At 69.9% G+C, this 13,880-nt stretch carries 11 protein-coding genes and 2 pseudogenes; 10 read left to right on the forward strand and 3 right to left on the reverse strand.

The window, feature by feature from the left end; genetic code table 11:
* Nucleotides 1-1,033: 1,033 nt before the first annotated feature.
* The 3 genes from ACF1DX_RS07670 to ACF1DX_RS07680 are packed head-to-tail and all read left to right on the forward strand — an operon-like array spanning nucleotide 1,034 to nucleotide 2,016.
* Nucleotides 1,034-1,387: a hypothetical protein gene (locus ACF1DX_RS07670; protein WP_391790298.1), complete on the forward strand. Its 354-nt coding sequence runs from the start codon at nucleotides 1,034-1,036 to the stop codon at nucleotides 1,385-1,387.
* Nucleotides 1,384-1,650: a hypothetical protein gene (locus ACF1DX_RS07675; protein ID WP_391790299.1), complete on the forward strand. Its 267-nt coding sequence runs from the start codon at nucleotides 1,384-1,386 to the stop codon at nucleotides 1,648-1,650. The genes ACF1DX_RS07670 and ACF1DX_RS07675 overlap by 4 nt, the downstream gene beginning before the upstream one ends.
* Before the next feature lie 48 nt (nucleotides 1,651-1,698).
* The gene (locus ACF1DX_RS07680) at nucleotides 1,699-2,016 is read left to right on the forward strand and encodes a hypothetical protein (RefSeq protein WP_391790300.1); all 318 of its coding nucleotides are present in this window, start codon (nucleotides 1,699-1,701) and stop codon (nucleotides 2,014-2,016) included.
* A 72-nt stretch (nucleotides 2,017-2,088) separates the two neighbouring features.
* On the opposite strand, the pseudogene ACF1DX_RS07685 reads toward ACF1DX_RS07680, so the two are convergent.
* Nucleotides 2,089-2,346, reverse strand: a pseudogene (locus ACF1DX_RS07685) (ATP-binding protein); the annotation flags it as partial.
* On the opposite strand from ACF1DX_RS07685, the pseudogene ACF1DX_RS07690 reads away from it, so the two are divergent.
* The 4 genes and pseudogenes from ACF1DX_RS07690 to ACF1DX_RS07705 all read left to right on the forward strand — a co-directional run.
* A pseudogene (locus tag ACF1DX_RS07690) lies at nucleotides 2,344-2,964 on the forward strand (DUF5753 domain-containing protein); the annotation flags it as partial. The pseudogenes ACF1DX_RS07685 and ACF1DX_RS07690 sit on opposite strands and share 3 nt — an antisense overlap.
* Before the next feature lie 8 nt (nucleotides 2,965-2,972).
* Nucleotides 2,973-3,167: a DUF397 domain-containing protein gene (locus ACF1DX_RS07695; RefSeq protein WP_391790301.1), complete on the forward strand. Its 195-nt coding sequence runs from the start codon at nucleotides 2,973-2,975 to the stop codon at nucleotides 3,165-3,167.
* Entirely contained in the window at nucleotides 3,164-3,367 is a 204-nt protein-coding gene (locus ACF1DX_RS07700) for a DUF397 domain-containing protein (RefSeq protein WP_391790302.1), read from the forward strand. The genes ACF1DX_RS07695 and ACF1DX_RS07700 overlap by 4 nt, the downstream gene beginning before the upstream one ends.
* Entirely contained in the window at nucleotides 3,364-3,582 is a 219-nt protein-coding gene (locus tag ACF1DX_RS07705) for a DUF397 domain-containing protein (RefSeq protein ID WP_391790303.1), read from the forward strand. Before ACF1DX_RS07700 ends, ACF1DX_RS07705 begins: the two co-directional genes overlap by 4 nt.
* Here the strand turns inward: ACF1DX_RS07705 and glmS are convergent.
* A complete protein-coding gene (glmS, locus tag ACF1DX_RS07710) occupies nucleotides 3,543-5,390 on the reverse strand; it encodes a glutamine--fructose-6-phosphate transaminase (isomerizing) (RefSeq protein WP_391790304.1) in 1,848 nt (615 codons plus the stop codon). The two genes, ACF1DX_RS07705 and glmS, sit on opposite strands and share 40 nt — an antisense overlap.
* Nucleotides 5,391-5,498: 108 nt before the next feature.
* A complete protein-coding gene (locus ACF1DX_RS07715) occupies nucleotides 5,499-6,290 on the reverse strand; it encodes a hypothetical protein (RefSeq protein ID WP_391790305.1) in 792 nt (263 codons plus the stop codon).
* A 212-nt stretch (nucleotides 6,291-6,502) separates the two neighbouring features.
* Between ACF1DX_RS07715 and coaA the strand changes: the two genes are divergently transcribed.
* The 3 genes from coaA (at nucleotide 6,503) to ACF1DX_RS07730 (ending at nucleotide 13,866) form a co-directional block, all read left to right on the forward strand.
* On the forward strand, nucleotides 6,503-7,492 hold the full coding sequence (gene coaA / locus ACF1DX_RS07720) for a type I pantothenate kinase (protein WP_391790306.1): 990 nt from the start codon (nucleotides 6,503-6,505) through the stop codon (nucleotides 7,490-7,492).
* 16 nt (nucleotides 7,493-7,508) lie between these two features.
* Nucleotides 7,509-8,456 (forward strand): DUF389 domain-containing protein, encoded by a 948-nt coding sequence (locus ACF1DX_RS07725; RefSeq protein ID WP_391790307.1) that lies wholly within the window; start codon nucleotides 7,509-7,511, stop codon nucleotides 8,454-8,456.
* A 673-nt stretch (nucleotides 8,457-9,129) separates the two neighbouring features.
* The gene (locus ACF1DX_RS07730) at nucleotides 9,130-13,866 is read left to right on the forward strand and encodes a ricin-type beta-trefoil lectin domain protein (RefSeq protein ID WP_391790474.1); all 4,737 of its coding nucleotides are present in this window, start codon (nucleotides 9,130-9,132) and stop codon (nucleotides 13,864-13,866) included.
* The last annotated feature ends 14 nt before the right edge of the window (nucleotides 13,867-13,880 follow it).

Raw genomic sequence — 13,880 nt, forward strand, 5'->3', positions numbered from 1 at the left:
GAGGAGATCGCCGTAGGGGATCGTCCTGGCATCCTGCCTTGCACCATGTCCTGTGTGAGGAGGCGGACGATTCACCGACAGCGGCACGGTGCGACGGCGGATCCGAGGAGGGCGGGGTCCGGACAGAGGTCATGACCCGGCTCAAGATGTCGGTCCGGACACCCATCGGGCCGGGAATCAGGCCGAACCCCCCACCGAAACCCGCAGGTTCTTCCACCGCCGACAAGGCCGACCCCACATCGCGCGCGGGTACTTCGGCGGCCGACACGCCCCCTACGCCCGCGACGAGTGAGCCCACCGATTTTCTGATCAATACACTTTGGCGCACTGCGCTTGAGTATCGGGTAGAAGGTCGGGAGGATCTGTGGGTTTCGATTCTTTGATCGGTCTTGGGGTGCTTTTTCTGCCTCTCGGGCTGAGAATTCTTTATGTGGAGGCAAGCAAGAGGCGCAACGGGGTGCGCGTGGTGGCGACTTGCGTAGACCGCATTTTTGAGGGGTACACGGCCAAGCCACGGAGGATCGTCTGCGTGTATGTCACACCCGAAGGGTGAGAGATGCGTTGGGTCGTGGATGCCGAGCCCGGCTTTCCAGAAGTGGGGGAAACGGTCCCGGTCGTCTACGACGCCCGCCTGGGAGGAGCCGAGCGACAGGTGGCCAGGAGGAGCCCGGTTTCGCTCGGGGTCGGCTGGACCACTCTGTCCGCTCTCTCCCTGACCGCCGGCCTGCTGGGCACATACGTACTCTGAAAAGTGGGAGCATTTCGGCCTTCAGTGTGCACATGCCGCTCATCTGAGTGCGTGAGTGACATTCACCTGCCGGCTTCTCATCGTTTCCGGCAAGGTAGGTGCCATGAGCCCGGGAGATCTCCTCCCGCCGGATGGCGCGGCCGCGCACGATGCGGGAGCCGTTGCCTCATCGGGTGGCCGACGTACGGCTCACCGAAACCGGTCGAGCGAGGTCACCGACACCCTCACCCTCCCTCTGGCCGGCGCAGAGTACGGGCGGAAAGGCTCCATGGACATCCTTCGCCGATGTCGAATCAGTCAGTGGTGGCAGGAGTCGGTCTCGCCGGCGTGATGGCCCACTGTGGCGGAAGTCCGGCCGACGCCGTGGAGCTCCTGGTGGGAGCGATAGCCTCGGCGCCTGCGGCCCCGGAGCCCTATGCGGCCCTCGCCGAGCTGTGGCGGGACCGGCGCTCGGAGCTGGAGGAGAGCCTCGCAGAAGACGGCTCCTTGAGCGCTGTGGTGGCGCAGGCGTACTTCCTGTTCCTCGAAGGGGACATGGACGACGCGGTGATGGCCCTCGGTTCGGTCACGGGTGCGCGGCCCGACGTGGCATGGGGGCAGCACCCTGGTTCGGCGATGCGCGCTTTCTCGACGCGGTGAGTGCCGAGGCGCTGGCCGAGGCGTGTCTGCGGACCCTGGACCACGGCCACGACCTGGACACCGACGAAACGCGTGAGCGGTTCGCGCCCTGGTTCCACGCCATCGAGGTGGTGTCCACGCGCAGTCCCGTCCCGGAGTCGCTGGCCGCCATGGCCCGGCTGCCCCGGGCCTGCGGACGCCACGAACTGTCCTTCGCCCTGTGCGACCGCGCCGACGCCGTCGACCGGGTCGTGTGGACCGCGGTCGCACGCGCGACCACCTGACGCGTGATGGGTGACCTGAAACAGGCTGCGGCGGCCTTCGAAACCGCCTTGGACCTGGACCCTGCCAACCGGTCCCTCCACCTGGACCTGGCGGACGTGCGTGCCGAGCAGGGCGACTTCGCCGCAGCCGTGACCCTCGTCGAACAGGGCCTGCGACACGAGCCTCACGAGGTCTCCCCGCGCGCGGCGGGCGCCGCCTACCGCACACGACTCTCCGGCTCGTCCGACGACCTGAAGGCCTTGATCTCCCTGGCACCGGAGCTCGCGAACACCGTCTACCGCAACCTCCTGATCGACCACGCATGCGCAGGACCCGAGCTGCCTCGCGGACTCGTGGCCAAGGCCCGCCGCATCCGCGGGAGCTGAAGCCTTCCGGTTCCTGGCCACATGATCCGTCGGACCGCGCCCAGCCCGCCCAACGGTCACTGACGAACCTCGTCAGGCCGCGGTCAGCTCACACCATACGAACTTCCCCTTATTGCCGTCCCGGGACAGCGGCTGCCAGCCCCACAGGTCGGAACACTCCCGTACCAGTGCCAGTCCGCGTCCGTCCTCCAGACCGAGGTCCGCGGATCGTTCGAAGGGCAGCGGCGCGTCGGGCGGCGCGGGGTCGGTGTCCCACGCCCCGATCCGCAGCACGCCGGCCACCCAGCCCACCCGCAGGGCCGCAGGCCCCTTGGTGTGCCGTACGGCATTGACGCCCTGGTGGCGATGGCTACCGACAGGACACGCGGTTGGTGGGAGGAGTACCGCGGCCTCCTGCCCACGTCGTTCCTTGATCTGTCCGAACTGGAGCACCACGCCCAGTTCCTCCGCCACGTGGCGATCCTTTACGTACCTGGCCTCTTGCAGACGGAGGAGTACGCGCGTGCCGTCTTCTCGTCCCGATTGCCAGAACTGACCCACGAAGAGATTGAGTTGCGCATCCAGCACCGGAAGGCACGCCAACGGTTCACGGTTCCGTACGAAGCACTGATCCATGAAGCAGCTCTGCGCATCAGGGTCAGCGACCGCGTCACCGCAAGGGCTCAGCTCACCAGGCTCCTCGAGCTTTCCGAGGCGGACCACATCACCGTACGCGTCATTCCCTTTGACCTGGACGGGTTCGCCAACGCCTCAAGCACGATGACGTACGTGGGCGGCCCTCTGCCCAAGCTCGACACTGTGGTTCGCGACGCGCTGCACGGCTCAGCATTCATCGATGCGGAAGCGCAACTCAGCACCTACCGAACGAGTTTCCGTAAGGTGGAAGCTGTATCGCTGGAACCCGAACAGTCCCGTGATTTCGTCCACAGCTTGGCAAACGAGTTGTAAGGAACCCCATGGATACCTGGCGCAAGTCGTCCTACTCGGGCCCGGGCGACGGCAACGAGTGCGTCGAGATCGCCCACTCCCCCGCCCACATAGCCGTCCGCGACTCCAAAGCCCCGGCCATAGCAACCCTCACCTTCCCCACCGAAGCCTTCACGACCTTCATGGAAGCCCTGAAGGCCCATTCGCCTGGGGAGTCGGCATGACCACGTTCAGGCCCTGGAAGAAGTCGTCCTACTCCGGCGCCGGCGATGGCAACTCCTGTGTGGAGATCGCCAGCCGCCACTCGCACATAGCCATCCGCGATTCGAAAGCCCCAGCTCACGGAACCCTCTCCATCCCGGCTGAAGCCTTCACCATCTTCCTCGAAACCCTGAAGACCCACTCCCCTGGAAGGCTGGCATGACCACGCCCGGCCACTGGCGCAAGTCGTCCTACTCAGGTCCCGACGACGGCAACGAGTGCGTAGAGATCGCGAACACTCCCACCCACACAGCCGTCCGCGACTCCAAAGCCCCGGCCAGAGCAACCCTCGCCTTCCCGGCCGGAGCCTTCGCCACCTTCCTGGGCGGCCTGAAGACCTACTCCACCGTCACCGACTTCGCCAGGTTCCGAGGCTGATCCACCTCGTTCCCCCGCGCCGTCGCCAGCTCGCAGGCGAACACCTGCAGCGGCACCGTCGCCACCAGGGGCTGGAGCAGCGTCGGGGTGGCCGGGATGCGGATCAGGTGGTCGGCGTACTCGGCGACCACCTCGTCCCCCTCCTCCGCGATGACGATCGTGCGCGCACCCCGCGCCCGGATCTCCTGGATGTTGGAGACGATCTTGTCGTGGAGGACGGACCGGCCGCGCGGCGACGGGGCGACCACGACCACCGGCACGTCGTCCTCGATCAGCGCGATCGGCCCGTGCTTCAGCTCGCCCGCCGCGAAGCCCTCCGCGTGCATGTACGCGAGTTCCTTCAGCTTCAGCGCGCCCTCGAGGGCGACGGGGTAGCCCACGTGCCGGCCCAGGAACAGCACCGTGTCCTTCGCGGCCAGCGACCGCGCCAGCTCCCGTACCGGCTCCATCGTCTCCAGGACGCGCTCCACCGCGCCGGAGATCGACGACAGGTCCCGCACCACCGCACGGATCTCGTCCGCCCACTTGGTGCCCCGCACCTGGCCCAGGTACAGCGCGACCAGGTAGCAGGCGACGAGCTGGGTCAGGAACGCCTTGGTCGAGGCGACCGCGACCTCCGGACCGGCGTGCGTGTACAGCACGGCGTCCGACTCGCGCGGGATCGTCGAACCGTTGGTGTTGCAGATCGCCAGCACGTGCGCGCCCTGTTCGCGGGCGTGGCGCAGGGCCATCAGGGTGTCCATGGTCTCGCCGGACTGGGAGATGGCGATGACGAGGGTCTGCTGGTCGAGGATCGGGTCGCGGTAGCGGAACTCGCTGGCCAGTTCCACCTCGCAGGGGAGCCGGGTCCAGTGCTCGATGGCGTACTTGGCGATCAGCCCGGCGTGGAAGGCCGTACCGCAGGCGACGATGACGACCTTGTCGGTCTCGCGCAGGACGTTGGCCGGGATGCGGACCTCGTCCAGGGTCAGCGAGCCGGACCCGTCGATCCGCCCGAGCAGCGTGTCGGCGACCGCCTTCGGCTGCTCGGCGATCTCCTTGAGCATGAAGGAGGCGTAGCCGCCCTTCTCGGCGGCGGAGGCGTCCCAGTCGACGTGGTACGCGCGGACGTCGGCGGGGGCGCCGTCGAAGCCGGTGACCGTCACCGTGTCGCGGCGCAGTTCGACCACCTGGTCCTGGCCCAGTTCGATGGCGTCCCGCGTGTGCGCGATGAACGCGGCCACGTCGGAGGCGAGGAAGGCCTCGCCCTCCCCCACGCCCACCACCAGCGGGGAGTTGCGGCGCGCGCCGACCACCACGTCCGGCTCGTCCGCGTGGACGGCGACCAGGGTGAACGCGCCCTCCAGGCGTCGGCAGACCAGCCGCATCGCCTCCGCGAGGTCGGCGCAGGCGGAGAACTCCTCGGCGAGGAGGTGGGCGACGACTTCGGTGTCCGTCTCGGAGGCGAGGTCGTGGCCGCGCTCGGTCAGCTCGGCGCGCAGGGCGGCGAAGTTCTCGATGATGCCGTTGTGGACGACGGCGACCCGGCCCGCGTTGTCGAGGTGCGGGTGGGCGTTGGCGTCGGTCGGACCGCCGTGGGTGGCCCAGCGGGTGTGCCCGATGCCGGTGGTCCCGGTCGGCAGCGGCCGCTCGGCCAGCTCCTTCTCCAGGTTGACGAGTTTCCCCGCCCGCTTGGCGGTGGCCAGACCCCCGTCCGCCAGGACGGCGACGCCCGCCGAGTCGTAGCCCCGGTACTCCAGCCGCTTCAGTCCGGCCGTCACGACGTTCAGCGCCGACTGCGGCCCCACGTATCCCACGATTCCGCACATGACCGGCAGCCTACGGTCCGTCAACCGCCGGAAACGGCCTTTGCCTGCCCGAAATCGGAAATTCCCACCGGTGCACGAAGCACCGGTGGGAACGGAACGCGGGATGCGTCAGGCGAGCTTGCCGAGCTGAGCGTCGACGACGTCCGCCGGAACGTCGAAGTCCTCGCCGGTGGCCATGGAGGCCAGGTTGACGACGCTGAAGGTGACCAGGGTGGCCCCCTTGCGGACGACGACGATCTTGCTCGGTGCCTTGACGTCCTCGTCGGCGGCCACGGTCAGGGTGATGGCGGTGCCCTCGTCCCCGCCCTCGGGCGCGGCGGTCGTGGCGGCCTTGACGACCTGCATCTCCTCACCGGCCACGGTGGCGGTGAAGCCGCCCGCGCACTTCTCGGCGGCGGTGGTCAGGCCCTTCAGCGCCTGCGCGGCGCCGTCACCCTCGTAGGAGGCGAGGCTGATCAGCATCTTGTCCAGGTCGATGGAGGCCAGCAGGGCGTCCTCGGGGCTCGTGCCCTCGGAGGGCTTCACGGGCTCGCCCGTCCAGGACCGCTTCGCGGTCGCCGCCGGCTCGCCCTGGGCCACGCCGGCCTGGGCGTGGGCCAGCGGCAGGCAGGCCGCGTCCTCCGCCTTCACCTGGTCCTTGGCGATGTCGTCCGTCGCCGCGACCTTGGTGGCCACCTTGCCGCTCTTGACGTCCGCCTGCGCCAGCCCCGCCTTCTCCAGCTCGGCGGCGGTGAGCGCCTTGGCCGCCGGCGCGGCGGACGCGGAGGCGGTCGAGTCGCCCTTGCCCTTGCTGTCTCCGGCCTTGTCCTCGTCGCCGGAGCCACCGCAGGCGGTGACGAGCAGGGCGAGCGCGGCGGCGGAGGCGGCGAGCGCGGTACGGCGGACGGCGGTGGTTCTCACGGGGGAACTCTTTCTCGAAGGCGCGGAGGACTCCGCAACGCATTGCGCGCAATTTAAACGGATTCTGAACACAGCCGCCGCACAGATGATCACCGGACGACCACCCGGTATGCGACCGTGACAACCGCGTGATCTTGGACGACCACGGGAGCGGCGGGGCAGCGTGACACAGCCCACCTGCCGCCCCGTTCAAACTCCGTTAACAATGGACTGTGATCTCTCCGGTCTCCCCGATACCCCGGAGCGCCCACCGGCAGCGGCCGGAGGCGACTCCCTACGTGGACCTCACCCGCGCCGAGTGGAGCGCGCTGCGCGACAAGACCCCGCTGCCCCTGTCGGCGGCCGAGGTCGAACGGCTGCGCGGCCTCGGTGACGTCATCGACCTCGACGAGGTGCGGGACATCTACCTCCCGCTGTCCCGGCTGCTCAATCTCTACGTCGGCGCCACCGACGGGCTGCGGGGCGCGCTGAACACGTTCCTCGGCGAGCAGGGTTCCCAGTCGGGTACACCCTTCGTCATCGGGGTCGCCGGTTCGGTGGCCGTCGGCAAGTCCACGGTGGCCCGGCTGCTCCAGGCGCTGCTGTCCCGCTGGCCCGAGCACCCGCGCGTGGAGCTGGTGACGACGGACGGGTTCCTGCTGCCGACGAAGGAGCTCCAGGAGCGGGGCCTGATGTCGCGGAAAGGTTTCCCCGAGTCGTACGACCGCCGCGCGCTGACCCGTTTCGTCGCCGACGTCAAGGCGGGCAAGGGAGAGGTCTCCGCCCCCGTCTACTCCCACCTGATCTACGACATCGTGCCCGGCGAGAAGCTCACCGTGCGCCGCCCGGACATCCTGATCGTCGAGGGCCTCAACGTCCTCCAGCCGGCCCTCCCCGGCCAGGACGGCCGCACACGCGTGGGCCTCGCCGACTACTTCGACTTCAGCGTGTACGTCGACGCCCGCACGGAGGACATCGAGCGCTGGTACCTCAACCGCTTCAAGCGGCTGCGCGAGACCGCGTTCCAGGACCCGTCGTCGTACTTCCGCAAGTACACCCAGGTCTCCGAGGAGGAGGCCCTCGACTACGCCCGCACGATGTGGCGCACCATCAACAAGCCCAACCTCGTGGAGAACATCGCCCCGACCCGGGGCCGGGCCGCGCTGGTGCTGCGCAAGGGCCCGGACCACAAGGTCCAGCGCCTCAGCCTGCGCAAACTGTGACCGCTACGCTGCCGCCATGCTGCACCTGCGCCTGATCACGCCGGCTGACAAGACCGACGACGCGATCCGACTGATCGAGGGGACGATCGGCACCACGCACCTGTGCGTGCTGGCGGGCGCCGCCCGCGATCCCGCCGGGGACGTCGTGACGTGCGACGTGGCGCGGGAGGCGGGCGACGACCTGCTGAGCGAGCTCCAGCGGCTGGGGCTGGAGGTCAGCGGTTCCATCGCCGTGGAGAACATCGACCTGTCGCTGTCGAAGCGGGCCGAGAAGGCGGAGGAGGACGCGCCGGGCGAGGCCGCGGACGCGGTGCTGTGGGAGCACCTGACCGAGGCCACCCACGAGGAGTCGACGCTCTCGGTCACCTATCTCGCGTTCCTCACGCTGGCCACGATGATCGCGGCCTGCGGTGTGGTGCTGGACAACGCGATCCTGATCGTGGGCGCGATGGCGGTGGGCCCGGAGTTCGGGCCGCTGGCCGGTATCTGCACGGCGGCGGTGCAGCGCCGGCCGCGCCTCGCGCTGCGCTCGGTGCTCGCCCTGCTGGTGGGCTTCGCGGTGGCGATGGCGGTGACGGTGGGGTTCAGCGTCTTCATGGACGCGGTGGGGCTGTTCACCGAGGAACAGCTGAAGGGTGAACGGCCGCAGACCGGCTTCGTGTACGCCCCCGACTGGTTCTCGTTCGTGGTGGCGGTCCTGGCGGGCGCGGCCGGCACGCTCTCGCTGACGTCCGCCAAGTCCGGCGCCCTGGTCGGCGTCGCCATCTCGGTGACGACGGTCCCGGCCGCCGCGAACGCCGCGGTGGCGCTGAGCTACGGCGACACGGCCCAGACCTGGGGTTCCACCGAACAGCTCCTGCTCAACCTGCTCGGCATCGTCATCGCGGGCACCGCCACGCTGCTGGCGCAGAAGTACTTCTGGGCCAGCCAGCACGAGCGGCTGCGCAAGCGGGCGCGCGCCTGACAACCCCGAGCAACCGTTGCTCAATATCAGCCAACTTCGATCGATGTCAGACCACTTCGGTCACCACTCGAACACCGGAACTTCACAAGCACCCCTTGAGATGTGAAGGAACGGAGAACGAGGACGGCTACCGGCCGGTAGCCGAAATCCCGCCAACCTCGGCCGGAAACGGAACCGGCCGCTCTTCCCCGTACCCGGGCACCTGCCTAGTGTTGCGCCCGCGCAGCCGGACCTGACCAGCCCGTTCTGCGCACATCCATCAGCGGCCGGGGGAACAGCGCCGCCACGGGGAGGGGCGCGTCGCATGCCACACCATCTGCCATTCGTGCATCCCGCACCGGACGGCCATCGCCGTTCCTGACGCCGCGGGAGCCAGGCGTGCCCTCGCGGCCCCCTCGCGCCCGCCGGCGGAATCCCGGTCATCTCCCTCCAACGAACAGGGGATGCACCCTTGCGCTCCAGACCACCGTGGTCCGTCGGGCACGGACCACGTCGATCCAGACTCCTCGCCGGCCTCCTTCCCCTCTCCCTCAGCCTTGCGGTGGTCGCGGGAGTCGCCGTCCAGCCGCAACTGCTCGACCGGATCACCGCGGACGACGCCGTTCCCGCGGGCAGCTCTCCCGACTGGAACGACGTCACGGCCGCCGAGCAACTGCGGGAGGACCAGTGCCTGATGTCGGACGTGCTGCGGCTGGGCGGGCCGGCCATGACCGCCGTCGCGCGGGACGGCCTCAACCAGTCCCCGGACAAGCTGCGCGAGCTGGCCAACCGCGACTACTGGGAGGACACGCCCCTCGCCACCGCGTACGCCAAGGACCGGGACGCCGCGGACAAGGAACTGGACGTGCTCAACGGCCGCCGGGACGCCTGGGCGGCACCCCTCGACGGGCTGGAGACACCCGGCGGCTTCACCGTCACCGGGTTCCACTGGCCGCCCGGATCACCCGGTGACGACGAGGGGGACTTCTACTCCCAGACCGGCCTGACCCAGTGGGTCGCCGACCGGTTCTGGAAGAGCGAGGACGACTTCTACGAGGACCCCACTCCCCCGGCCGACGAGCAGACCGTCAAGGCCGTCAAGGACCTGGGCACGCCCCTGTACACGAAGGATCCCGATCCGCACTCCCCCGACTGGAACCGGGACCTCGCCGAACGGGACGCCTTCGAGTACCTGACGGACTGGCCGCTGGAGCCGACCGGCGCGGACAACGCCCGCGTCTTCCTCGCCTCCGGCGGGTTCCCGCGCACGGCTCCGAGTCCGGGGTCCGCCGAGTACCGCATCGCGGTCGAGGACCTGAAGACCCGGTTCGCGTCCTGCGCCTGGCGGGACCCGATCGACCCCAGCGAGGTGCTGGGCGGGATCGCCGGCACCGCCGCCACCGAGTGGCAGGAGGAGGTCGCCGCCCAGGCCGGGCAGCGCGACCTGATCCTCGACGCCAACGAGAACGCCACCAAGGCGCTCGCCGCCGGTGCGAAGTCGCTCGGGGAGATGCTCGGCAACTCGTGGGTCGCCGACCACCTCGTCCAGTGGCAGGACTACTGGTCCTCCGGCGGGATGGGCTGGATCGGTGACAGCACCGTGACGATCGAGGTGCCGGGCGCGAAGGGCAGCTGCCTGGACGTCGCCGACGGCGGCAAGACCAACGGCACGCCCGTCCAGATCTACACCTGCAACGGCGGCGCGGCCCAGCAGTGGACGCTCGAGGGCAGCGAGAACGACCTCCACCTGCGCAACGTCGGCTCGCAGAAGTGCCTGGACGTGGCCAAGAACGCCTCGGCGAACGGCACGAAGATCCAGATCTCGGACTGCTACACGTCCAAGGGGCAGTCGTGGAAGGGCGACGTCCGCGCCACCGCGCCCCTGAAGAGCGTGACCACCGGCAAGTGCCTGGACCTGAGCGCGTTCACCAAGAGCACGGACGCGCGGCTGTGGGACTGCAAGGACGCCTCCTCGCAGAAGTTCCTGATCAAGCCGTCCGGCCACCAGGGCACCGACAGCCTGTCCTACCCGGACACGGCCCAGTTCAACAAGGCGAAGTCGGGCGTCACCTCCGCGCAGTTGAAGGCGACGAAGGAACTCGCCTTCCTCAAGGTGCAGGCCGGCCTGGCGCAGAAGGCCGTGGCCGCCACCGACACCGCGGAGCAGGCGGCGTACGCCATCGCGGACGAGCGTGGTGCGCCGCGTGGCCGCGGTCTGTTGGTCGGTCAGCAGAAGGCGCAGGTCACCAAGGGCGCCGCGGCGGCGCTGGAGGCGATGGTGAAGGCCGGCGAGACGGCCGCCGCCGCCACCCGCGCCTCCGCCGGCGACAGCGCGACCATCGCCCAGCGGGCGCTGGCCCAGGCCGCGCAGTCCAAGGCGGAGTTCCGCAGGGAGGCCGCCCACACCGCCGAACTGCAGGCGAAGGCGTCCGCCGACGCGGCCAAGGTGCACCGGGACAACGCCAAGAAGGACAAGGAGACCGCGGAGGCCAAGCTCACCGAGGCCCTGAAGGCCGAGGGCGAGGCCAAGACGGCCGCCGCCGACGCCCACGCCAAGCGCCTGGCCGCCGAGGCCGAGGAGAAGACGGCCGAGTCGGAGAAGAAGACGGCCGCCGCCAAGCAGGCGGAGGCCGCAGAGCACCGGAAGACCGCCGAGGCCGAGGCCACGAAGGCCAAGGACGCCAAGGACAAGGCCGAGGCGGCCGAGGGCACGGCGTCCGACAAGAGGGACGCCGCGGTCAAGGCCAAGGACAAGGCCCGCGACCTGCGCGACGACGCCTGGGACGCCGAGCAGAAGGCCGACGCCGCACGCGCCAAGGCCGACGCGAAGGAGGCGTACGCCCAGGCGCACGAGGCCGACAGCAACGCCCAGGAGGCGAGGGCCGCGGCCGACGAGGCCGCCGGGCACGCCGACGACGCCGAGGCGGCCGCGACGAAGGCCCGCTCCGCGGCCGACGCCGCGACGGCGGCGGCAGCGGAGGCGGACGCCGCGGCGACCCGCGCCGAGGCCGCCGCCAAGCGGGCCCGTGCGGCGGCGGACGGCGCCCAGGCGGCGAAGCTGAAGGCCGACGCCGCGGTGAAGACCGCGACCAGTGCGGCGGCGGACGCCATCCAGGCGTCGAAGCACGCCGCGGCCGAGGCGAAGACGGCCGTCGAACTGGCCGACGAGGCGGAAAAGGAGGCCAAGACCTCCAAGGCGCACGCGGACGAGGCGAGCAAGGAGGCCGCCAAGGCCGTCGCCGCGTCGGCGAAGGCGGCGGGCTTCGCCCACGTCACCGCGCAGGCCGCGGTGGACGCGGGGAACTCCGCCGCACAGGTCGCCAAGCCCGCCAACGACGCGATCCAGCTCGGCTCCCCCTACGTCGACACCGACTCGGCCGCCGGCCTGGTGGTGCTGACGGGTCAGGCGTCGAAGTCGATCGCCGAGCAGCAGAAGGCCGTCGCCGAGGCCCACGCCAAGAACGCGCAGGCCGAGGCCTCCGCCGCGCAGAACCTGGCCGACCAGGCGCAGGGCGACGCGAAGCAGGCCTACGTCCACGCCGCGAACGCCGCCGGTCACGCCGCCGACGCCCGCGGTTACGCCAAGGAAGCCCTCGGCTACTCCGCGGACGCCGCTCTCGCCGCGTCCAAGGCCGTCGCCTCCCTGGCCCGCACGGTCGAGTACGACCGTCAGGCCACCGAGGACGCGGAGGCCGCCGACAAGGCCGCGGGCCGCGCCGAGGGCCACGCCAAGGACGCCCGCGACTCCGCCGACGAGGCCGCCCTCGACGCGGAGGCCGCCCGCTCGGCCGCCTCGGAGGCCGAGGAGGCCGCCAGGGACGCCCGGTCGGCCGCCGACCGCGCGGACGCCGCCGCCACCGAGGCGGAGGAGGCCGCGAAGGACGCCCTGAAGTACGCGGAGGAGGCCCAGGAGGCGGCGGAGGCCGCCGAACGCAACCAGGCCAACCAGCAGGTCTCCTCGGGCGCCGGCACGGGCATCGGCGGCACGTTCTTCGTCGTCGACGAGGACAGCGTCACGGTCACCGACGCCCAGCAGAAGAACGACTGCGTCATCGAGATCGGGTTCGAGGGCTGCACGGTCACGTTCGCGGTCACGTTCGACGCCACGGTCGACTTCTTCCTCTGCACCGACCCCGACGTGCCGGCCACGTCCTCCGGCTGCCCGTCGGCGGACACCGTACTGATCAAAACCGAGCGCTTCACCGGGCTGAAGAAGGACGTCACGCAGTACTTCAGCAAGCTCGACCTGATCAAGCAGACCCTCGTCTACCAGATCCTGAAGGCGGCCCTGGTCCAGGACTTCGTCGACTGCTGGCACGGCAGCGTCAGCGGCTGCGCCTGGGCCGCGAGCAACTTCATCCCGGGCAAGGCCTTCGCCAAGATCGCCGAGGCCCTCAACGCACTGGACGCCGCGCTGAAGACCGGGATCGGAGTCGCCGAGGCGTTCAAGGCCCTGAGGACTCTGGACATGGACCCGGCGTCACTGGCCAAGATCGAGGCAGGTGTGAACGCCTACGAGGACGTCATCACGACGTGCAGGGTCAACAGTTTCCCCGGCGACACCCCAGTGCTGATGGCCGACGGGACTCGTAAGGCCATTCGCGACGTGCGGGAGGGCGACCTGGTCATGGCCGCCGCCCCCGGTACCGGACGGCTTCGGGCCGAGCCCGTCACCGACACGTTCCGGCACGACACCGAACGGCTGGTGACCATCGGCCTGGCCGGCGGCAGCAGCCTGGACACCACGGCCGGACACAAGATCCGTACCAGCGAACGCGGTTGGATCCTCGCCGCCGACCTGCGCCCGGGCGACCGGCTGCTCAGCCCGGACGGAACGCTCCGCGCCGTGACCGACGTGCACGACCGGCCGGGGCTCGCACCGCGTCGGGTGTACGACCTCACCGTCGACGACCTGCACACGTTCTACGTGCGCACCGAGGGCCCCCGGGCAGCGGACGTGATGGTCCACAACTGCCTGAACCTGGGGGACGAGGACCTCAGGGCCCTGCAGGGTTACGAGATCCACACGTTGGAGAAGCACGTGCGGCCGGATGCGGCCGAGGCCTTCCGGATCGCCAGGGAGACAGGCAAGCCCAACACGGTCTGGACGAGCCAGGAAATCGCTCAGCAGGCCGTGGACCGGGTGGTGGGCGACTTCTTCAGCAAGCGGACCTCCAGCGGCCAGAAGGTCTTCGACAACGAGAAGTGGAAGAAGTTCCAGGACTGGGCGGCGAAGGCCAGGGACGGTGAGCAGTATCGGGAGATCACGGGGAAGTGGGACGCCTATCCCTCCCTGGGCAAGCGGTACCACCCGGACGGAAGGACGATCGAGGATGCCGGTAACGAGGTCACGGTCATCCTGATGAAGGTCAAGGGTCACACCGGCCAGAACCGGTACGGGTTCGTCGTCAAGACGGCTTACCCGCAGTAGGACACGCACCGCAG

Origin of the sequence: Streptomyces sp. NPDC014676 (assembly GCF_043084105.1) — a bacterium.
Classification (GTDB): domain Bacteria; phylum Actinomycetota; class Actinomycetes; order Streptomycetales; family Streptomycetaceae; genus Streptomyces.